The sequence below is a fragment of the Natronococcus sp. A-GB7 genome (assembly GCF_029688865.1).
In the GTDB taxonomy this organism is placed as follows: Archaea; Halobacteriota; Halobacteria; order Halobacteriales; family Natrialbaceae; genus Natronococcus.
This window is the reverse complement of sequence record NZ_JARUKV010000022.1, coordinates 46,981-66,106: the sequence shown is the minus strand read 5'-3', so window position 1 is coordinate 66,106 and position 19,126 is coordinate 46,981. Positions and strand designations below refer to the sequence as shown.

Genomic DNA, 19,126 nt, shown 5'->3' with positions numbered 1-19,126 from the left:
GAAGCGGCGAAGAAGGCGGCTACGTGGATCACAGCGGTTCGAGCGCGACGGAACCGACTCGAGGCGTCGATCCCGCAGGAGCGGATCGCGATCGCCAGGACTCCGTAGAGATCGCCCGCTGTTATCGTTACTCGTCGACGAGCCGCAGCCAGTCCCAGTCGGCGCCGCTCGTCGAACGGAACCCGATGCTCATCTCGTCGTCGATACCGTCCGTCTCGCTCGTGCGTACCGATCCGAGCGTCGTCCCCTCGAGATCCTGGACCCGGAACTCGACGCCCTCGGAGCTGTCGAAAACGAACCGACAGTCGACGGTCTCGTCCGCCAGGTTCGGGACCGTCGAGTCCTCCTCGAGGATTTCGACGCCGCTGCCGGTCTCTCGACCGAGACGGATCTCGCCGCTCGGGTCGACGATGAGCCGCCAGCCGGGTGTCTGCGTCGACCAGACGTCCTCCTCCATCCCGACGAGGATCCAGGGCTGGGAGGCACCCGACTCGGGACGCACGAGTACCGAGACCTCGCGACCGTCCTCGGGGTAGTTCGGGAGTCCCTGATCGGGGAACGAGCGGACGTTCGAGTCGCCGTCCTGTCGAAGCCCCTGACTCGAGTCCTCGTGAAGAGCCGCGCTCGAGGAGACGTCGGCGTCGCCGGCCCCGTCGAGGGTCCACGGACCGACCAGACGGCCCTGGTCGTACTCCTCGAAGTCGTCGATCACCAACTCGTCCACGTCCTCGCTCTCGTCGTCCGTCTCGACGTCCCCGATCTCGACTTCGTACGCGGCGGTTTCCTCGCAGTTGCTGAGCGAGAACGAGTAGACCTCCGCGTCCCCCGGCTCGGGGGCCGTCTCGTCGGTGTAGCGCGTACTCGAGAGCTCGACACCGTCGTCGTCGTAGATCCGCGCTTCCATGTCGAGGGTCGGCTCCTCGTCACCCTCGTTCTCGAGTTCGGCGTGGACGTGGCAGTGGTCCGTCGGCGGCTCGTCGGCCCACGTGTACGTATGTCGCCGGGCCGAGAGCGACTCGCTTACGTCTCCGGAGAGGGTTATATCCCCCTCGATGGAGTCGTCCTCGTACACCTGCTCGTCGTCGGTGTCGTCGGTCGGTTCGTCGCTTTCGTTGCCGGAGTCGTCGGTGTCGGAGTCATTGGCGTCGGAGTCGTTGGCGTCGGACTCGTCGCTCTGGTCGGGAGACGCTTCGTCGTCACCACAGCCCGCCAGCGCGATCGAGAGCGTCGCCCCGGCGCCCCCGAGTAGCGTCCGTCGTCGCATACACGTTTGTTATCCAACGACGGAATAACAGTATCGAAAGACCGACGCTCGGAGCGTCGCTCGTGAACTCGACGTCGTCGGCGATACGCGTGACAGATCAGGAGTACCGGTCGGCCTCCGCGTCGAGACACAGTGGGTCGAGGACGAACTCGTGGATCGCCCGCCGCGCTTCGTCGGGGGCGTCGTCGTGGCCGAGCGAGATCCGCCGTCCGCGAGCCGCGTGGATCACGTCGGTGACGAGCTGGCCCATCCGCTCGGCGTCGACGTCGCGGAAGACGCCCTGCTCGATGCCGTCCTCGACGACCTCGACGATGCTGCCGCGAATCAGCTCGTAGTGCTCGTTGAAGATCTCTCGGTGTTGCTCGTCGTTCTGGGCGTACGTGTACAGCTCGTGGTACACCTTCATCCGGTCCCAGTGGGTAAACTCCCCGAACTCGGGACCGAACAGACACTGATCGATCCTCGCCTCGAGCTCCGTCCGCGGGTCCGCGTCCTGCGCGATGTCGACGCTTCCCTCGTACTGATCGATAACGTACTCGAGAAACGAGGCCATGAGATCGTACTTCCCCTCGAAGTGGTAGTGGATCACCTGTCGGGTCAGCTCCATCTCGTCACCGATGTGGCGCATCCTGAGATCCGCATACCCGTGCTCGCGTAGCGCACGGAACGTTGCCTCCATGATCACCTCCTCGGTATCCTTGTCGGAGGCGCTCCCGTCGGACTCGCTCATACGATTACTCCGTTCGAACGATATATAGTTCGATTGCTCCGACGATAGAAGTTTACCAGACGGTAAACTTTTGTCCTCGCGGTCAGTCTGTCAGACCGAGCATGACAGCAACACTCATCCGAGACGGCACCGTGGTCTCGCTCGATCCCGAGATCGGCGAACTCGAGGAGGCCGACGTGCTGATCGAGGACGGCGAGATCGTCGAGATCGGACGCGGGCTGAGCGCGTCGAACGCCGAGGAGATCGACGCCAGCGACCACATCGTCCTGCCGGGGTTCGTCGACTCACACATCCACCTCGCTCAGACCCAGGTACGGGGTATCGCCGGGGACTGGTCGCTCATGGGCGACTACTTCGATCACATGCTCGGCAACATCGCCGGCCTCTACCAGCCCGAGGACATGTACCTCGGCGGCCTCTTCGGCGCCTTCGAGAAGCTCTACACGGGGACGACTACGGCCCTGGACTGGTCGTACCCCAACTCGATCGAGCACGCCGAACGGGCCGTCGACGCGCTGCAGGATACCGGACTGCGCGCGGTGTACACCTACGGACCGCCGGGCGACGACGCGGCGAAATGGTGGTTCGACAGCGACGTCACCCTCCCCGAACGGGAGATCCGCGAGTTCTACGACGAGAACATCCGCGACGACGACCTGCTCGAGCTCGCGCTCGGGCTCCGGGGGCCGGACTTCTGTACCGACGAGGCCGCCCGCGCCGATCTGGAACTGGCCCGCGAACTCGGCGTCGTCGCCACGCTCCACATGGGCGCCGCGTGCTGGCCCTCGTCGGTCTACGGCGACGACTATCAGGGCTTCGGTGCGATCGAAGACATGCTCGGACCGGACGTCAACGTCGCCCACGGGAACCACTTCGCTCAGGAGGACGTCGACCACGCTGTCGAGCAGGGTGTCTCCTTCTCGGCGACGCCGGAGGTCGAGATGCAGATGGGCCACGGCATCCCCGTCACCGGAAAGGTTCTCGAGGCCGGCGGCCGGCCGGCGTGGGGCGTCGACGTCTGCTCGGACATCAGCGGCGATATGGCGACGCAGATGCGGATCGGCTTGCAGGTCCAGCGGATGTTCGAAAACCAGGCGATCCTCGAGGGCGACGCGGAGGTCACCGAGGTCCAGACCACCGCCCGAGAGACCCTCGAGATGGCCACCATCGAGGGCGCGCGGGCGCTGAACATGGAGGACGAGATCGGCTCGCTCACGCCCGGCAAGCGCGCGGACATCGTCATGATCCGTACGGACGACTTCATGACCGCGCCGTGTCACGACCCGATCCAGACCGTCGTCTTCCAGTCCGACCCGTCTCACATCGACACCGTCCTCGTCGACGGCGAACCGGTCAAACGCGACGGCGAACTGCGAAACCCGCTCGTCGAGGAGGAGTTCGACCGCTTCGTCGCCTCGGGCGAACGGCTGCTCGACGAGGCCGGCGTCGACCTCGAGTAACCCACCCTCACCAATTCACCCATATGCGACTCGGACAGTACACGACGACGGACGGAGCACAGCCCTGGTGCGGCGCCAGAATAGATGACACAACGGTCGTCAACCTCGCCGAGGCGGGCGCCGCCGCCGGCGTCGACCTGCCCCGACGGAGCACCGAACTGCTGGCCGGCTGGGAGTGGCAGCGGAAGGCCGAACTGGCCGTCGAGCACGCTCTGGAGACGGGAACCGGCGTCTACGAGCACGACGACCTCGAGCGACACGCACCTGTACGGAATCCGCAGAAGGTGGTCTGCGTCGGACTCAACTACCGGGACCACGCCGAGGAGGGCGACAACCCGATTCCGGACGAACCCGTCCTCTTCTCGAAGTTCCCGACGACCGTGACCGGTCCCGGAAGCACGATCAGCTGGGATCCCGACCTCACCGAGAAGGTCGACTACGAGGCCGAACTCGTCGCCGTCATCGGGACGGAAGCCCGGCGCGTCGACGAGGACGAGGTCCTCGAGCACGTCGCCGGCTACCTCGTCGGCAACGACGTCTCGGCTCGCGATCTTCAACACGGCGACGGCCAGTGGGTCCGCGGCAAGAGCCTCGACGGCTTCGCACCGATCGGACCCGAACTCGTCACGGCTGACGAAGTCGACGACCCACACGACCTCGAGATCCAGGCCGAGGTCAACGGCGAGCGACTCCAGGAGTCGACGACCGCGAACCTCATCTTCGGTATCGACGAGCTGGTGTCGTTCTGTAGCCAGGCGTTTACGCTCAAGCCGGGCGACCTCATCTTCACCGGCACGCCGCCGGGCGTCGGCGTCTACCGGGAGCCGCCGGTGTTGCTCGAGGACGGCGACGAGGTGACGATCGGCGTCGAGGGGCTCGGCGAACTGACGAACACCTGCGCGTTCGACTAGCAGTAGTCAGTAACACGACCTTCGCTTCAGTTTTCCTCGAGCAGCAACGGATGGTGAATCAGTCAGTTCGCGGAGCAGTGAGACGATTTCTCGAGTTGATCCGAAGATTCGCGTCGTAGTTGCCGCGCAGCAAGGACACCCAGGCTGACCTCAATCGTCTCGACAGCGTTCAGGATCCTGTCGAGGCGATCCGGTGGGAAGGGTTCGTCCGTCATTCGTCGTGCGTCTCGCCGTCCGTTGCTGTCACGGCAGATCCGTTCAGGTGTTCGTCGATTCTGGTTAGTGCCGCATCGAACCGTTCACGCGGTGACTGAGGGGACCGTCTCCGCCAGCTGGTCTCGAAGGGCAGTTGCATGATCCGCATTACCCACGAGGAGTATTCCGTGATCAAAATCGTCGCTACCAGCTCCGGAGAGGCTCTCTGGAGATCCACGAGATCTATCTCGTTAGTCTCGAGTGTCTCGCTGAGATCGGCACTCTGCCCGAAGAAGCGTTCGTTGTACTCCGGATCGGTCGGTTGGGCGTCTTCGAGTTCGACCACGAGATCGACGTCACTTCGAAAATGGGTTTCTCCGCTCGCGTGAGATCCAAACGGGATCGCCAGCCGGATCCCGAGGCTATGAAATAGGGCATATATCCTCTCTGCGGCTATCTGGTGAAACGGTACGTACAGGTCAAGCACGTATTGTTCTGAGCGGAGGATCAATATAGGATCTATTCTTACTGCGAATCGACTTCTTCGTAGTACTCGATAATCTCCTTCAAACACCATTGGTTGAGCCCTTGTGATGCGAGTGTGAAAACCAACGTTGAGACGGGCTTGCGTTTGTACGCCGCGTAGAGGCTATAGAGCCCGATGGGGATACTCACGGTGTTTAGGATCTGTGGATAGCCGAGACCGATGAGGCGGTGCCCGTCATTAGTCCAGCGTTCTTCAGCACGTACGACTTTGTACATCCAGTCATCCAACTCTTCACTTGGTTCGCGGAATAACACCGGATTGATGAGTAAGAACAGGAGAGTGAGCCCCAATAACTTCCATTGCCGATGGTAGAGTGCGCCCACGGCCACAAACGCTGCTGCCATTCGACTCCACCCGCTCTTCGGGTTGGAGTGTCTGGCCCACATATTCTCTATCGCCGTCGACTCTTTGAGCATATCGACTATCTCGGAAGTGAGAGGTACTACCGTCATATTAACATTCCGCCACAGCGTTCAGCAAGCATCTCTACGTAGCGAATCAGCGGCCTCAGATTCGGCACCGAGACCGAATATCGAAATCGTAGTACCAACTACTCGTAAACGTCGTCGATTCTCTTTGCGAAGATCACTGACCGATGTCGAACACGTCGCGGGGGTTCTCCAGCACGACCTGCCGAATCGCGTCCTCGTCGATCCCGTAGCGATAGAGTTCGAAGATGGCCCGCTTTAGCGCGAACGGATCCGTCCGCAGGACGTTCGCACAGTCGGTGTCGACCATGATCCGCTCGGGGCCGTACTCGTCGATCGCGTCGGCGACGTCCGCCGCGGTGACGCCGATCAGCCACGAGTGGCCGATGGTGTAGCTCAGGTAGCAGTCGGTCTCCTCCATGAGGTACTCGGTGTTGTTCCCGTCCGCGTGGGAGGCGACGACCCGCTCCTCGTCCAAGCCCGCGTCTCGGGCTGCCTCGACGTCGATCTTCACCGCCTCGAGCGCCGGATTCTCGGCGTCGATCACCGGCTCCTGTCCCAGGCCGGGGTTCTTCTCGTAGCCCGGCGTCCCGATCCCGTCCCGGTACGACCGACCCGAGTCGCTCGAGGTGTTCGGCGTGTGGAGAAGCACCGGCAGGTCGTGGGTATCGGCGAGTTCCATCTGGGCCTGGACGATCGCGCGCTGCTCGTCGAGATCCCAGCTGCTGACGTGTTGCGAGGGGGTGACGCCTGTTTCGCCGATCGCGACGACCTCCTCGAGGGTGCAGTAGTCGGCCATCGCCTCGAGGGCCTCGTCGGGATCCTCGATGCGGACGCCCGTGTGGATCCCCAGTCCGTGGTTAGCCTCGAAGAAGTGGTTTCGCTCGATCGCCGCGCGGCGGTTGATCGCGTCGTCCCAGAGGAACCGAACGTCGTCGGTCCTGACCGGTTTGTAGGGCGTCCAGTGGTAGCCCGAGGCGACCATCACCATCGACTCGCAGCCGGAGAGCGCGTACCGCTCGCGATCGTCCCACGAGAGCGTGTGGGCGTGGTTGTGGACGTCGATCCAGGGCAGGTTGAGGAGCTCAGTCGGCAGCTCCGGGTGGTCGTCGAGGTGCGCTGCGTCGGTCGGCCGTTTCGTCGAGTGTGTCGGTGGCATGGGTCAGGTGGGGTGTACCGCAAACGGTGTGAGCGAGGCCGTTGTCGTCACGACGGGTACCTATCGTCGGCCCGAGCACTTAGCGTTTTACAGGCTGGTAAAACTTTATTATGTGTCGAAGTAACGTGACACACATGACGCTGCTGATCGGGACGGACGACGGCCTCTACCGGGTCGACGGGATCCCCTTCGATCGGGACGAAGCGGAGCGGGTGCTCGACTGCGGGGTCGTCACGGCGGTCAAGACGTGGGATCACGCCGACGGCGCCTTCGTCGCGTCGTCGACGGGGGCGTACCGCTCAAGGGACGGCGGCCGAACCTGGGAGGACCTCGAGGTCCCCCTCGGCGACCGCTTCTGGCACGCCGGCGAGAGCGAGGTGTGGTCGATCCTCGCAACTGCGGACGGGGCGCTCTACGCGGGGACGAACGATCCCTACATCTACCGCTCGGTCGACGACGGCGAGACGTGGGCGGAGCTGAAGGGGTTTCGCGAACTGCCCTCCCGTGGTCACTGGGAGTCGCCGATCGACCCCCACTACGCGCGACTGCGGGCGCTCGAGGCCGTCCCCGGTCGTCCGGAACGACTCATCGCTGGCGTCGAAGCTGGTGGGATCCACCTGAGCAACGACGGCGGTCAGACCTGGCTCGACCGCCGGGAGACGATCATCGACGACGTCCACCAGGTGCTGCCGATCTCGGAAGACGTCTGGCTCGCGACGACCGGGTATCTGGACCACGACCTCGAGAACCTCGGTCTGGGCCACGCGGTCGGCGTCGGCGGGCTCTACCGGACGACCGACGCGGGCGGCTCCTGGACCCGGCTCGACGAGGGTAACGACTTTTCTTACATCAGATGCGTCTTCGTTCACGACGGACGGCTGTTCTTCTGTGGCGGCGAGGAGGCGCCGCCGGCGTGGGTCGAGGACGAACACGAGGTCGCGCTGTTCGAGTCGACGAACTTCGGTCGCGACTTCGAGCGAGTGCCGTTCCCCGGCGAACCCCACGAGGTGATCGAAACGTGGACCGTCCACGACGGCGACGTCCTCTGTGGTTCCGGGCTGTTCGACGTCCCCGACCAGCGAGACGACGTCGAGGGCCGACTTATGCGACGCGACGAGAACGGGGCGTACGAGACGGTCGGACGACTCGGCGCGAACGTCAGCCGAATGGAGGCGATCTGAGGATGGCCGATTCGTCTCCGCCCTCGAGACTGGGCCGGCTGCTGTACGGGGCGACGCTCGCGTACATGGCCGTCGACGGCTTCCGGAGCAACGAGAAACGCGTCGAGATCGCCCGCGAGAAGGGGGTCCCTGCCGCGGATCGGCTGGTCCCGTTCGTCACCGGGATGCTCCTCGTCGCCAATCTGGGTATCGTCCTCTGGAAGTACCCTCGAGCGTCCGCCGGCGCGGTGATCGTCTTCTTCCTCGGGACGACGCCGGGGATCCACGACTTCTGGACGATGGAGGGCGAGGAGCGCCAGGCGAACAAGATCAACTTCTGTAAGAACGTCGCCCTCCTCGGCGGGGCGATTCTCCTGCTCGAGGCCGCGAGCGAAGATCCCGTAGCGACGAACGAGTAGCGGACCGACCGGGCCGCCGCGTCCGGGAGAGTGATTTTAACCCACACTGCCGAACGTGTCCTATGGACGAGAACACTCGCGTCGTCGCAATCGCCGGAAGCCTCCGCGAAGAGAGCTACACCCGCCCCGCCTTGCAACACGCCCTGGACGCTGCCGCAGCCGCCGGCGCGAGCACCGAACTGATCGATCTCCGGGAACTCGAGATCCCGCTGTTCGACGCCGACGACGACGAGGCCGGCGACACGCCGGAGCTCGCCCGGCGCGTTCGGGAAGCGGACGCCATCCTCCTGGGAACGCCGATGTATCACGGGTCGTACTCCTCGGTGCTGAAGACCGCGCTCGACTACTGCGGGTTCGACGAGTTCGAGAACAAGACCGTCGGGCTGCTCGCGGTCTCCGGCGGGAGCTTCCCCATCGGGGCGCTCGACCACCTGCGGGTCGTCTGCCGGGCCCTCGACGCCTGGGTGTTGCCCCATCAGGCGGCGGTGCCGAACGCCCATCGCCGGTTCGAGGGGCGCGAACTCGTCGACGACGATATTCGCCAGCGCGTCGAGACGCTCGGGACGCGAGCGGTCCAGTTCGCCAACATCGAGCCCGATCCCGAGTCGTTCGAGAGTCGGGAAAACGTCGGCGCCGACGAACGTGCCGGCTGACCGTGAGGTGAGGAGCTCCAGTATCTGCCGAATCAACCGTTATAGACGTCGCACAAGGTATATATGCTCGAGCGGATTACCAGCGCTCGATGACTGAAACCCAATACAAGTGCACCCGATGCAGTGCTGCGCTCGACTACAGAACGACGAAACACGTCGGCTGTCCGGAGTGTGGATCCATTCCGGCCCACAGCGCGGACTGAACGAGGAGCCGACCGTCAAACGGCCGTCCCCGTTTTCGAATCGACGATCCGAACGCAGTCGAAGACCGCCGTTCGGCCGACCGTGATCGCGGTCGCGAACCGTACGGCGTCGAACAGTCGCCTGCCTACCGTTCGTCCAGTCGCTTCGAGAGCCGATCGAACTTCTCTTGAAGTCGCTCCCGTCGCTCCCGCTCGCGTTCGGGTCGGTACTCGATGTCGACCAGAGCTTCGTCGGAGACGTCGGCGTCGAACAGCGCCCCCTCGTGTCGACACTCCTCCGGGAGCGTCTCGAGGTCGAGATCGAGCTGGTCGACGACGTCGTCGTCCTCCTCGAGGAGCACGACGGCCGTCGTCCCGTCGACGATGCGATCGACGACGCAGGTGAACGAGCCGTCGGCGGTCATTACCCGGATACACCGGCCGTAGCCGTATCAACCTGTGGTGTAGCGACGCGGGCCTGCTCGTCGGGTCGTTCCTCCCGGAGGTCAGCCGCGTCGGTCGAGAACTCCCGTTCGGTCTCGGCGCTCACGGCGGCGCCGTCGGTCGTCACCACGACGTCGCCGTGGACCCCCGTCCAGTAGGTTTCGATTCCCCGCTCGGCGTAGTCTTCGAGTACCGCCTCGTGTGGATGGCCGTACTGGCTGTCGTAGGCGCTCGAGATGACGGCGATCTCCGGGTCGACCGCGTCCATGAACGGCCCGTTCGACGACGTCGACGAGCCGTGGTGACCGGCCTGGTACGCGTCGGCCTCGAGCGTGCCGCCGTGTTCTTCGACCATCCGCTGTTCGGCGTCGGCTTCGGCGTCGCCCGTCGTCAGGTAGGTAAACTTGCCGAACTCGAACGCGACCGAGACGCTGTTGTAGTGGAGGTCGTCGCCGGATTCGTCCGCGGACGGGTTCAGCACGGTCGCCTCCAGCCCGTCGATCGGCAGTTCGTCGCCCTCCTCGACCTCGAAGAGATCGACGTCGTGTGCCTCGATCGCGTCGAGGTAGTTCTCGTAGGTCGCGGAGTCGTGGGCGACGCCCGAGTCGTAGGCGGCTCCGATGCCGTCACCGTCGGTTTCGAAGTGCTCGATCACGGCGGCGTGACCGCCGATATGATCGGCGTGGGCGTGGGTCGCCACGAGGTGATCGACCCGATCGACGCCCTGCGATTCGAGATAGGCGATAACGTCCGAGCCGTCCTGGCGCCAGTCGCCGGTGTCGATCAGCACCGTCTCGCCGTCGGGAGTCACGAGCAGCGTCGAATCGGCCTGGCCGACATCGATGTGGTGGATCTCGAGTTCACCGTCGACGTCGGTCGTCCGTTCGGTCTCCGAGTCGCCGTTCGCGCTAGTTGCTCCCGACTCGTCGCTCGAGCCGTCGTCGGCATCTCCCGCTCCGCTCCCGCCGTCGTCGATGTCCGTTCCCGCTGACCCCGGCTCGCTATCGGGTTCGTCCGCTTCACCGTCGTCTGACTCCACCTCGCCGTCCGCGTCGTTCGTCTCGTCGGCCTGCGTTCCGCCGTCGTCCGCCTGGCCGTCGGTATCGGCGGCCTCGAGGTCCTCGGCGTCGGCGTCGACCGGGGGTTCGTCGTCGGCGTCGAGCGGCGTGACGAGCATCCCGGTCAGAACCGCAACCACGACGAGAACGGCGAGGACGCCCGACGAGAGGGAGCGATCGGTCCGTCCGACGATCGCGGCCCGCGTTCGTGGAACGATGAGCGCCGCAGCGCCGAGAAACAGGAGGGCAGCGAGTACTCCCTGTAGTATCGAAAGCGCCGAGAGTTCTATCGCGGAGAGCGCGGTGAGCGCAAAGAGTGCGACGAGCACGCCCAGCCCCCACTGGGCGACCGATCTGGCGGTGACCATACCGTTCAGTGACGGGAAAGTATCGGATGGCTCTTTGGATTGCTTACACGCCGGGCGAGGTCGGACCCGAACGCCGAGTTCGTCGGACCCCGAGGGCACCCTTTTGTGTCGGCAACTCGACTCCGGCAGTATGACGGGAGGACTGGAACCGACCGAGGAGGTCGATGGCTCCGTAACCGTTCGCCTGCTGAACGACGGCGACGAAACGAGGACGATCCGGTGTAACTCGTACGCCGACGCGGTCGACGCGGTGAAAGACCACCGAAACTCGGTAGCGGCCGCGAAGATCGTCGATCGCGACGAGAACGTCGTCTTCACCTCCGCGGAGATGGATATCGAAGTTTGGGAAACCGCGTGGGAGGACGCGAAACGCGAGCTCTCCGTCGACGTCGACGAATCGGACTGTCCGTACGAGAACGGCGCTTGCTTCCCCGGCGACCGCTGCGTTCGGTGCCAGCTGTCGGACGCTCGAGCGGGAGACTGACGGCGAAGCGATTGGGGGTTCGACGAACGATCTCAGTCGCCCCGGAGGACCAGGGGGCCCATCGCCGACGTTCGCTTCGCGATCGTCGCCAGGCGGAGGATGTAGGAGACGAACAGCAGGAACGGCAGCACGCAGATCGTGTACGCGAGGGCGACGATCCACAGCAGGTTGTCGACGCCGAACAGCGATCCGATCATCGTCCCCTCGTCGACGAACAACAGCATCCCGCCGGCGACGACGAGCGCGAGGACGGCCAGGTAGAGGATCCCCTGGGAAAGCTTGACGAGCGACCACTGGAAGTACAGCGTCTTGATGTACTCTCTCGCCGGTCCGTACATCGTCAGCGCCTCGAGCGTCTGAACCCCCGCTTCGCGTTGTTCCTCAGAGAGTTGGCCCTCGTACTCGGCCAACAGCCAGCGGAGATCGTACATCTTCCGGTCGTAGTTGTAGTTCAGCGCCGAGTTCATCACGTCGTAGGAGCCGAAGTCGGTACCGTCCAGTCCCTCTCCGGCCACGGACGCGTTCTCGAGGAGGTCGTCGACGTACTCCGCGGTCTGTGCGCGGAGATCCTCGTCGTCGCTGCGTTGCACGGTCCGCTCGAACCGCCGAGCCCGATCGCTGGTCGCGTCGATGAGCTCCTTGAGAAACAGCGCCGGGTTCGCGGGACTCGGAAAGTCCAGTAGCTCGTCGGTGTTCTGGTAGAAATCCATCGCGAGATCCATCCGCTTTCGCTGGCTGCCCAGCGGACCGATCTCCTGGGAGAGGACCAGTTGGTTGATCGAGACCACGAGCGTCGTCCCGGTGATGAGGGCGCCGATCAGCGCCTGAAACGTCATCTTCACCCAGTCCTCCGAGGCCATCACCGCGCGGATCGACTGCGAACTCGAGACGCCCCAGAGCATCAACAGCGAGAACACGCCCGCCGCCAGCATCCCGGTGAGGAGCCATCGGTTCGCATTGAGGAGCACCCAGAGCTTGTAGCGGTTCTCGGCGGCCCGTTCGCGCATCGTGTTGGCGGTCGTCAGATCCCTCATCGGTAGCGATCAGTCCTCGAGCCGCCGTTCGAACAGCAGGAACTTCGTACCGCCGCCGTCGTAGGAAACCGTCTCGACGAGCCGCCAGCCGTCGGCGCCCAGTTCGTTCAACCGCTCCTCGGGGTTCGCGGATTCGCGCTTCGTCAACTCCGTCGGCGGCTCGATGGCCTTGTACTCCCAGCGTGTATCCCGATCGCTGCTCATCCCGTATCAGAGTCGTGTATCCGTCCTTATTCTTTCCCTTGCTGTCGGGCAGACGCTACCCTCCGAGCGGATCACTCGGAGCACGCTCTCTCCGTCGTCCGTCTCGTCCACGTTCTCCTCGTCGTCCTCGTCACCATCGTACTCTCGTCCGCCTCGTCGTCGGGTTCGTTCTCGGTGCGGCCGAGCCGTTTTTTCCCTCGTCGCGGAGGCCAACGACACTCGACGCGGACTGCCCGATTTCGTTGGAACTCGAACCGGTTAGAAAGCCACGCCAAACATAACTATATTATTATATTAACAGGTTACAGTTTGGTTGGATTTTCGAACGGTTGCTATACTGACTCTCGTCTCAACTCGATCACAGACGGGATGCGAGCACGATCGTTCACCTGCGAGTGCGGAGCAGTTCGATCGTGATCTCACGTGCGACAGAAGCGAACTAGGCGATATCGGGGCCCAGAACCCGATTCGACGGCTCGGATTCGAACCCGAAACATCTCGAGCAGGGGACCAACGAGGGAGCGGCTACCGGCAACTGATCGGGACTGACTCGAGTGTCGCACGCTATAGTATAGTGATTACAACACAACCCCATCTGTAATAGAAGATAACAGAATGTATAAATTAGTCTTCCTTCGGGAAAGAGTGGAACCCCGGTATCGACGGAAACGACTCTCGACCGATACGAACAGTTTCCGCGAACGCAGGTGTGACTGCGAGGCCGCGTCTGATCGCCCGCGGAGGGACTGCTACGCTACTCGAGCCAGCGATCGCGGGTCTAATCCCGACCGACCGAACAGGAAACCCGGCTGAACGGGTACTTCACCGGAAACGGGGTTGGGAAGCTGACGCTACCCCCGGGAGCCGAGCGCTACCGAATTCGGGACGATGGCGGGCGTTCGTCCCGTTTTCGGGCGTTCGCAACGACATCTATAAGTCGGTGTGGTTTGTTATCTCATGCAGCGAGATGGAAAGTCATAGCTCTCTGCCGGGTCGGCCAGAGGTATCACCGGCCAGTTTCGGGATTCCTGGCGTCGGAATGACGACGTTTGCGAGTTCCGACGACCGATCGATCGCCGAGTTGCTGGAAACCGCCGCGGAACGGGCGCTCGAGGACGCCGACATCGAACCGGACGCCGTCGACTCGGTCCACGTCGGGAACATGGCTGCGGAAGCGTTCAACAACACCTCCGGGCTGGCGAACGCGTTGACCGCCAGTCTCGGCCTCAGTCGGGCGTCCGCACGTCGAATCGAAAACACCAGCGCGACGGGGGCGAGTGCGGTGCTCGACGCGGTCGACACCGTTCGGGCGGGGCGAGCCGAGGTCGCACTGGCCGTCGGCGGCGAGAAGATGTCCGTCGCCGACACGTCGGTCTCGACGGAGATCATCAGCCGGATCACGCACAGCCAGGAGTACGATCAGGGGATCACCCTCCCCTCGTTCGCGGGTCTCGCGGCCGCACGGTACCTCGAGACCTACGACGCGACTCGGCGCGACCTCGCACGGGTTGCGGTAAAGAACCACGCGAACGCCCGTCGAAACCCGTACGCGCAGTTCGAGAGCGACGTCACGATCGCGGACGTTCTCGACTCGCCGAAGGTCGCGACGCCGCTTCGCCTCTACGACTGCTGTCCGACCTCGGACGGAGCCGCCGCGGTGGTCGTCACGGCGGCGGACGCGGACGTGTCGGTCACGGCCTGCGAGAGCGCCGTCGGCGTCCACGCCGTCGCGGATCGGGCCGATCCGCTACGGATCGAGAGCGCCGCGGCCGCCGGGCGAGCGGCCTACGACGCGGCGGGGACGAGCCCCGACGAGATCGACATCGCGTGTATCCACGACGCCTTCACCATCCTCGAGTGGCTCGAGATGGAGGAACTCGGACTCGCCGATCGGGGCGAGGCGTGGAAACTAACGCGGGAGGGACGGACCGAGATCGACGGCGACGGAGACCTGACGGTCAACCCGGGTGGCGGGCTGAAAGCCCGGGGCCATCCGCTGGGCGCCACGGGGATCTCCCAACTCGTCGAACTCGTCTGGCAGCTTCGGGGCGACGTTCCGAACGACCGTGCGGTCGATTCTCCACGGTACGGACTCGCTATCAACGTCGCCGGGTTCGGGAACAACAGCGTCTGTACGATCGTGGAGGCGAGCGGATGACGCGCGTCCTCGAGTGTCCGGACTGCGGTCGGCGAACCTTCTACGAGAAACGCCGCTGTCTCGACTGCGGCGCCGACGAACTACGGACTCGCGACTCGGGCGTTGGGACCGTGCAAGCGGTGACGGCGGTCCACGTCACGCCCGACGGCGTTAGTGCCCCGAACCGGCTCGGCCTCGCTTCCTTCGACGGCGACGCGAGTATCATCGCTCGCCTCGAGGATGGCCTCGAGGCGGGCGACTCGGTCGTCCTCGAGCCGACCGACGGGGCGGAGTCGCCGCCCCGGATCGTTCCCGTCGGAACCGAGCGGGGTCGAGAGACGCCGACGAGTTCGGGCAAACAGTGAGACCGGTGACCGACGGCTAACGGCTAGATCGAGTGAGCGATGTGGAGTTCGAGTTCGTTGACTGCACCGAGCACCCGCTCCGGAAGCTCGTCGGTGAGCTGCGCTCCCTTGACGCGGTGGGCGGGTCCGGAGACGCTCAGCGCGCCGATCACCTCGTCGTCGGCGTCCGTCACCGCCGCGCCGACCGCGTGAACCCCCTCCGTCGTTTCCTGCCTGTTGAAGGCGTACCCGCGCTCTCGGATCCGTTCGCACTCCTCCTCGAGTTCCGCACGCGTCGTGATGGTGTTCTCGCTCACGCCCTGTAGCCCGTGGGTCGCGACGATTTCGTCGACGCGGTCTGTGGGCATGTTCGCGAGGATCGCCTTTCCCGCGGCACTCGTGTGAAGCGGGCCGCGCTTTCCGATGTGGGCGCCGGTCTGCACCGCGCTCTGGCCGACCTCGGTGTACAGATAGACTCGCTCGCCGTGTTCTTCGACGATAAACTGGGCGCGCTCTCCGGTCTCCGCCGCGAGCGCGTCGACCTTCTGTTTGATCATCGGGTACGCGGTCGTCGTCCGCTGGGCGTGACCGCCGATGGTGAGAAACTGGAACCCGATCCGGTAGCGCCCGTCCGTACACACCACGTAGCTGTGCTCGCGGAGCGTAACGAGGTGACGATGTACGGTGCTCGGAGCGAGTCCGAGATGTTCGGATAGTTCGTGGATCGTCGCCTCCCCCAGCTTCCGGAGCGCGTCGATGATCCGTATGGAGGTCTCGGTCGTGCGTGCCCCCGATTTGGGTTTGTTTGCCATACTCGATCCTGGGGACCGGGACATTATAAATTATGCCTTTCTTTGCGGAGATGGGTCTCCAGGACCGGTCTCCCTCCAGATCCTACGGAACGGGATTAGCGATGCTTGCTTCGTGAATAGGGACTCTCGTTTCGGCCGTCTTCCGAGATAACTCCCATATATTATCATCCGAGATCGGGGCTGTACTACGGAATTACATCCGTACTTTCGTAATCGTATCGGGGGGTCAGCGGTCGGACGTGTGAAGTGGCCTCGTTCGGCACTCTCTGGCGTTCTCCGTCTGTATCCCGGTTGCTCGGATGCTATATTGGCGTTTGATATCTATATAACCGTCGTCACACCCTCCATACAGCTGCTCCGAGCCTTCTTCCGGCCTATCCGAATAATTGGGACAGACTACGCCAGTACGCCCTGCTCGAGAGCGAACGCCACAGGGAATCGGTTAAGTAGATCCGACACGCTCCGTTATGTCATGCCAGGTTCGTCCTCTCGCTGGAAGGAAGTGGTGAACGGCGATGGATGAGAACGATCGCTCGATTACGGGGTTTACGATGCTCGCACACGGCATCTTTCACACCTACGAGTTGAGTATCCCCATCTTTATCGTCATCTGGTTGGACGTCTTCGACGTCTCGCCGTTCGTCCTCGGAATCGTCGTCAGTATCGGTTACGGCCTCATCGGCGTCGGTGCGATCCCGAGCGGACTGCTCTCGGACATCTACGGCTCGCGTCGGCTGATCGTCGCATCGGTGGTCGGGATGGGCGGCGGCTTCTTCCTCCTCGCGCTCGCCCCGAACGTCTACGTGCTGATGGTAGCAATCGTCATCTGGGGCGTCGCCGCGAGCGTCTACCACCCCGCCGGTCTGTCGCTGATCAGCCGTGGCGCGAAAAATCGCGGAACAGTGTTCGCCTACCACGGCGTCGGCGGCAACATCGGGACCGCGTTCGGCCCGTTGTTGACCGCGTCACTGCTCCTCTTTTTCGACTGGCGGCTCGTCGTCGTCGCGCTCACCGTCCCGGCCGTCGCCGTCGTCGCGTTCGGCTCGCTGATCGAGTTCAACGAGAACGCCGCGACCGCAGCTGACGGGGGAACTGACGACACCGACGACGACGGGTCGTCGATGGATCTTCAGTCGATCGTCGACGACTCGAAGCTGCTGCTCACGACCGGGTTCCTGCTCACGTTCGCTGCGATCATGATCTACGGAATCTACTATCGCGGCCTGCTCACGTTCCTGCCCGACATGATCGGGGGACTGCCGCAGTTCGGCACCTACGAAATATTTGGCCAGGAGGCCGAGCCCGCACAGTACATCTACACGGGGATCCTGATGATCGGCATTCTGGGGCAGTACGCCGGCGGTCGGGTCACCGACCACGTTCGGACGGAGTACGCGTTCTTCTCGACGCTGTTCGCACTCGGCGTGCTCGCGTTCGTCTTCATCCCCTCCGTCGGCTGGGGGCTCGCTCCGTTCCTGCTCGTCTGTGCCGCACTCGGCTTTTTCCTCTATGCGACGGCGCCGATCTACCAGGTGGTGATCGCCGAGTACGCGGCCGCCGACGTCCATGGCCTCTCCTACGGCTACGCCTACCTCGGGATGTTCGGCTTCGGCGCGGCGGGTGCCGCACTCGCCGGCTCCCTGCTCACCTACGCGAGCGAGACGATCCTTCTCGGAACGCTCGGTGCACTCGCGCTCGTCGGCGCGGGGATCGTCCTCGTCTTGTTTACGCTGTACAGTGGGAATGAGTAACTAACGACAAGATTTAATACGGTATTCTCGCATGCTTGGTGTATGGGAGCCAGAGCTAGCCGTGGGATCCTCGATGATATCACCGTAGTCGATCTGACGACGTTCGTAACCGGCGGGTTCGCGACGCTGATGCTCGCGAACCAGGGCGCTGAGGTGATCAAGATCGAACGGCCGGAGGTAGGCGACGACAGCCGTCACTCGGGACCGCCGTTCGTCGATATCTCCGACTACGAGGGGGAGGGACGGGCGGCGTCCGAACACGGCGAGTCACCGTACTTCTGGACGGTCAACTACGACAAGAAGAGCGTCGAACTGAACCTCAAATCCGAGGAGGGGTACGAGATCTGTCGGGAGCTGATCGACGAAGCCGACGTCGTCGTCGAGAACTTCAGGCCGGGAACGGCCGAACGGCTCGGCCTCGGCTACGACGAACTCTCCGAGGACCACCCCGAACTCGTCTACTGTTCGATCTCCGCGTTCGGCGACTCGGGGCCCTGGAGCGACCGTCCCGGCTACGATCTGCTGATCCAGGGGATGAGCGGGATGATGAGCGTCACCGGGCCCGAGGGCGGCGACCCCGTCAAGGTCGGCCTCCCGCAGACGGATCTGATCACCGCGATGTGGTCCGCGTTCGGGATCGTCAACGCGCTCTACCGGCGCGAGCGAACCGGTGAGGGCGAACGCGTCGAACTCGGGATGCTCGACGCGGCGCTGCCCTGGTTGACGAAACAGGCCGCGAAGGCGTTCGTCGGCGACGAGCCGACCAGGATGGGAACGAAGGATCCCGTCCTCGCGCCCTACCAGAGCTATCCGACGGCCGACGGCTACCTGAACGTCGCCTGCGGAAACCAGAAGCTGTGGGAGCAGTTCTGTGCGGAGATCGGCCGCGAGGACCTCGCCTCGGATCCCCGCTTCGAGTCCAACGCCGATAGGGTCGAGAACATGGACGCCCTCGAGGAGGAACTCGCCGAAACGCTCACCGAGCGTTCGACCGACGAGTGGGTCGAACGCCTCGCCGACGACGCCGGCCTGCCGGTCGGACCGGTCTACAGCGTCGACGAGGCGCTGGACAACGAACAGGTCAACGCGCGCGGCGCGGTCGACAGCCTCTCTCACCCCGCGGCCGGCGAGATCCCGATCCTCGAGCACCCGTTGAACTACGCCGAGTCCGAGAGCGGGTTCGACGAGGCGCCGCCGCTGCTCGGCGAGGACACCGAGGCCGTCGTCCGGGCGCTTGGCTACTCCGAGGCGGAGATCGAGGAACTTCGACGGAAGGGAGCGTTGTCGGGTTAGCTCCGCCGCACGGAGGGTGCTGACCCTTCGGGAGCGGTACCGCTGTCGGGTCGGACGGGGTGTCGGCGGTCGGCTCGCGTCCCGAGCGA

General features: G+C 64.1%; 20 protein-coding genes. 10 read left to right on the top strand and 10 right to left on the bottom strand.

The genetic code is table 11. The annotated features are described in order from the left end of the window. Positions 1-127 precede the first annotated feature (127 nt). Together QA609_RS18125 and QA609_RS18120 are read right to left on the bottom strand one after the other, a co-directional pair. A complete protein-coding gene (locus QA609_RS18125) occupies positions 128-1,264 on the bottom strand; it encodes a hypothetical protein (protein ID WP_278304024.1) in 1,137 nt (378 codons plus the stop codon). A gap of 97 nt (positions 1,265-1,361) precedes the next feature. Continuing rightward, positions 1,362-1,994: a TetR/AcrR family transcriptional regulator gene (locus tag QA609_RS18120; protein WP_278304023.1), complete on the bottom strand. Its 633-nt coding sequence runs from the start codon at positions 1,992-1,994 to the stop codon at positions 1,362-1,364. A gap of 101 nt (positions 1,995-2,095) precedes the next feature. Here QA609_RS18120 and QA609_RS18115 point away from each other — a divergent pair, with 101 nt between their 5' ends. Together QA609_RS18115 and QA609_RS18110 are read left to right on the top strand one after the other, a co-directional pair. Beyond that, positions 2,096-3,454, top strand: coding sequence for an amidohydrolase family protein (locus QA609_RS18115; RefSeq protein ID WP_278304022.1), 1,359 nt, complete (start codon positions 2,096-2,098; stop codon positions 3,452-3,454). 23 nt (positions 3,455-3,477) lie between these two features. After that, on the top strand, positions 3,478-4,365 hold the full coding sequence (locus QA609_RS18110; protein WP_278304021.1) for a fumarylacetoacetate hydrolase family protein: 888 nt from the start codon (positions 3,478-3,480) through the stop codon (positions 4,363-4,365). Between the two features lie 211 nt (positions 4,366-4,576). Here the strand turns inward: QA609_RS18110 and QA609_RS18105 are convergent, their stop codons facing one another. From QA609_RS18105 to QA609_RS18095, 3 genes are all read right to left on the bottom strand, one after another. Further along, the gene (locus tag QA609_RS18105) at positions 4,577-5,047 is read right to left on the bottom strand and encodes a nucleotidyltransferase domain-containing protein (protein WP_278304020.1); all 471 of its coding nucleotides are present in this window, start codon (positions 5,045-5,047) and stop codon (positions 4,577-4,579) included. 38 nt (positions 5,048-5,085) lie between these two features. Further along, the gene (locus QA609_RS18100; protein WP_278304019.1) at positions 5,086-5,523 is read right to left on the bottom strand and encodes a DUF6653 family protein; all 438 of its coding nucleotides are present in this window, start codon (positions 5,521-5,523) and stop codon (positions 5,086-5,088) included. 169 nt (positions 5,524-5,692) lie between these two features. Continuing rightward, entirely contained in the window at positions 5,693-6,694 is a 1,002-nt protein-coding gene (locus tag QA609_RS18095; protein WP_278304018.1) for a TatD family hydrolase, read from the bottom strand. A gap of 134 nt (positions 6,695-6,828) precedes the next feature. Here QA609_RS18095 and QA609_RS18090 point away from each other — a divergent pair, with 134 nt between their 5' ends. The 3 genes from QA609_RS18090 to QA609_RS18080 all read left to right on the top strand — a co-directional run bounded on the left by QA609_RS18090 (position 6,829) and on the right by QA609_RS18080 (position 8,926). Continuing rightward, positions 6,829-7,875 (top strand): sialidase family protein, encoded by a 1,047-nt coding sequence (locus tag QA609_RS18090; RefSeq protein ID WP_278304017.1) that lies wholly within the window; start codon positions 6,829-6,831, stop codon positions 7,873-7,875. 2 nt (positions 7,876-7,877) lie between these two features. Beyond that, complete coding sequence (locus tag QA609_RS18085; protein ID WP_278304016.1) at positions 7,878-8,273, top strand: DoxX family protein; 396 nt, start codon at positions 7,878-7,880, stop codon at positions 8,271-8,273. A gap of 62 nt (positions 8,274-8,335) precedes the next feature. Further along, positions 8,336-8,926 carry an NAD(P)H-dependent oxidoreductase gene (locus QA609_RS18080; RefSeq protein ID WP_278304015.1) on the top strand — a complete coding sequence of 197 codons (591 nt, stop codon included), beginning with the start codon at positions 8,336-8,338 and terminating at the stop codon, positions 8,924-8,926. 328 nt (positions 8,927-9,254) lie between these two features. On the opposite strand, the gene QA609_RS18075 is transcribed toward QA609_RS18080, so the two are convergent. Both QA609_RS18075 and QA609_RS18070 read right to left on the bottom strand, forming a co-directional pair. Further along, on the bottom strand, positions 9,255-9,533 hold the full coding sequence (locus tag QA609_RS18075) for a DUF3006 family protein (protein WP_278304014.1): 279 nt from the start codon (positions 9,531-9,533) through the stop codon (positions 9,255-9,257). Next, a complete protein-coding gene (locus tag QA609_RS18070) occupies positions 9,533-10,729 on the bottom strand; it encodes an MBL fold metallo-hydrolase (RefSeq protein WP_278304047.1) in 1,197 nt (398 codons plus the stop codon). Before QA609_RS18070 ends, QA609_RS18075 begins: the two co-directional genes overlap by 1 nt. Positions 10,730-11,108: 379 nt before the next feature. Here QA609_RS18070 and QA609_RS18065 point away from each other — a divergent pair, with 379 nt between their 5' ends. Continuing rightward, positions 11,109-11,462 carry a hypothetical protein gene (locus QA609_RS18065; RefSeq protein ID WP_278304013.1) on the top strand — a complete coding sequence of 118 codons (354 nt, stop codon included), beginning with the start codon at positions 11,109-11,111 and terminating at the stop codon, positions 11,460-11,462. A 32-nt stretch (positions 11,463-11,494) separates the two neighbouring features. Here the strand turns inward: QA609_RS18065 and QA609_RS18060 are convergent, their stop codons facing one another. Together QA609_RS18060 and QA609_RS18055 are read right to left on the bottom strand one after the other, a co-directional pair. Further along, a complete protein-coding gene (locus QA609_RS18060) occupies positions 11,495-12,496 on the bottom strand; it encodes a hypothetical protein (RefSeq protein ID WP_278304012.1) in 1,002 nt (333 codons plus the stop codon). A gap of 9 nt (positions 12,497-12,505) precedes the next feature. Continuing rightward, a complete protein-coding gene (locus QA609_RS18055; protein WP_278304011.1) occupies positions 12,506-12,700 on the bottom strand; it encodes a DUF4177 domain-containing protein in 195 nt (64 codons plus the stop codon). 1,039 nt (positions 12,701-13,739) lie between these two features. Here QA609_RS18055 and QA609_RS18050 point away from each other — a divergent pair. Both QA609_RS18050 and QA609_RS18045 read left to right on the top strand, forming a co-directional pair. Further along, positions 13,740-14,858 (top strand): thiolase family protein, encoded by a 1,119-nt coding sequence (locus QA609_RS18050; protein ID WP_278304010.1) that lies wholly within the window; start codon positions 13,740-13,742, stop codon positions 14,856-14,858. After that, entirely contained in the window at positions 14,855-15,202 is a 348-nt protein-coding gene (locus tag QA609_RS18045; protein WP_278304009.1) for a hypothetical protein, read from the top strand. Before QA609_RS18050 ends, QA609_RS18045 begins: the two co-directional genes overlap by 4 nt. Positions 15,203-15,225: 23 nt before the next feature. Here QA609_RS18045 and QA609_RS18040 read toward each other — a convergent pair whose 3' ends face one another. Beyond that, positions 15,226-15,993, bottom strand: coding sequence for an IclR family transcriptional regulator (locus QA609_RS18040; RefSeq protein ID WP_278304008.1), 768 nt, complete (start codon positions 15,991-15,993; stop codon positions 15,226-15,228). 515 nt (positions 15,994-16,508) lie between these two features. Between QA609_RS18040 and QA609_RS18035 the strand changes: the two genes are divergently transcribed. Further along, positions 16,509-17,744 carry an MFS transporter gene (locus QA609_RS18035; protein WP_278304007.1) on the top strand — a complete coding sequence of 412 codons (1,236 nt, stop codon included), beginning with the start codon at positions 16,509-16,511 and terminating at the stop codon, positions 17,742-17,744. A gap of 42 nt (positions 17,745-17,786) precedes the next feature. Further along, positions 17,787-19,037 (top strand): CaiB/BaiF CoA-transferase family protein, encoded by a 1,251-nt coding sequence (locus tag QA609_RS18030; protein ID WP_278304006.1) that lies wholly within the window; start codon positions 17,787-17,789, stop codon positions 19,035-19,037. Positions 19,038-19,126: the final 89 nt, after the last annotated feature.

Coding starts and splice junctions, on each gene's coding strand:
- QA609_RS18055 (WP_278304011.1), bottom strand. CDS start 12,700: ATGAGCAGCGATCGGGATACACGCTGGGAGTACAAGGCCATCGAGCCG.
- QA609_RS18125 (WP_278304024.1), bottom strand. CDS start 1,264: ATGCGACGACGGACGCTACTCGGGGGCGCCGGGGCGACGCTCTCGATC.
- QA609_RS18080 (WP_278304015.1), top strand. CDS start 8,336: ATGGACGAGAACACTCGCGTCGTCGCAATCGCCGGAAGCCTCCGCGAA.
- QA609_RS18060 (WP_278304012.1), bottom strand. CDS start 12,496: ATGAGGGATCTGACGACCGCCAACACGATGCGCGAACGGGCCGCCGAG.
- QA609_RS18115 (WP_278304022.1), top strand. CDS start 2,096: ATGACAGCAACACTCATCCGAGACGGCACCGTGGTCTCGCTCGATCCC.
- QA609_RS18045 (WP_278304009.1), top strand. CDS start 14,855: ATGACGCGCGTCCTCGAGTGTCCGGACTGCGGTCGGCGAACCTTCTAC.
- QA609_RS18095 (WP_278304018.1), bottom strand. CDS start 6,694: ATGCCACCGACACACTCGACGAAACGGCCGACCGACGCAGCGCACCTC.
- QA609_RS18035 (WP_278304007.1), top strand. CDS start 16,509: ATGGATGAGAACGATCGCTCGATTACGGGGTTTACGATGCTCGCACAC.
- QA609_RS18090 (WP_278304017.1), top strand. CDS start 6,829: ATGACGCTGCTGATCGGGACGGACGACGGCCTCTACCGGGTCGACGGG.
- QA609_RS18085 (WP_278304016.1), top strand. CDS start 7,878: ATGGCCGATTCGTCTCCGCCCTCGAGACTGGGCCGGCTGCTGTACGGG.
- QA609_RS18065 (WP_278304013.1), top strand. CDS start 11,109: ATGACGGGAGGACTGGAACCGACCGAGGAGGTCGATGGCTCCGTAACC.
- QA609_RS18050 (WP_278304010.1), top strand. CDS start 13,740: ATGACGACGTTTGCGAGTTCCGACGACCGATCGATCGCCGAGTTGCTG.
- QA609_RS18120 (WP_278304023.1), bottom strand. CDS start 1,994: ATGAGCGAGTCCGACGGGAGCGCCTCCGACAAGGATACCGAGGAGGTG.
- QA609_RS18030 (WP_278304006.1), top strand. CDS start 17,787: ATGGGAGCCAGAGCTAGCCGTGGGATCCTCGATGATATCACCGTAGTC.
- QA609_RS18100 (WP_278304019.1), bottom strand. CDS start 5,523: ATGCTCAAAGAGTCGACGGCGATAGAGAATATGTGGGCCAGACACTCC.
- QA609_RS18070 (WP_278304047.1), bottom strand. CDS start 10,729: ATGCTCGTCACGCCGCTCGACGCCGACGACGAACCCCCGGTCGACGCC.
- QA609_RS18110 (WP_278304021.1), top strand. CDS start 3,478: ATGCGACTCGGACAGTACACGACGACGGACGGAGCACAGCCCTGGTGC.
- QA609_RS18075 (WP_278304014.1), bottom strand. CDS start 9,533: ATGACCGCCGACGGCTCGTTCACCTGCGTCGTCGATCGCATCGTCGAC.
- QA609_RS18040 (WP_278304008.1), bottom strand. CDS start 15,993: ATGGCAAACAAACCCAAATCGGGGGCACGCACGACCGAGACCTCCATA.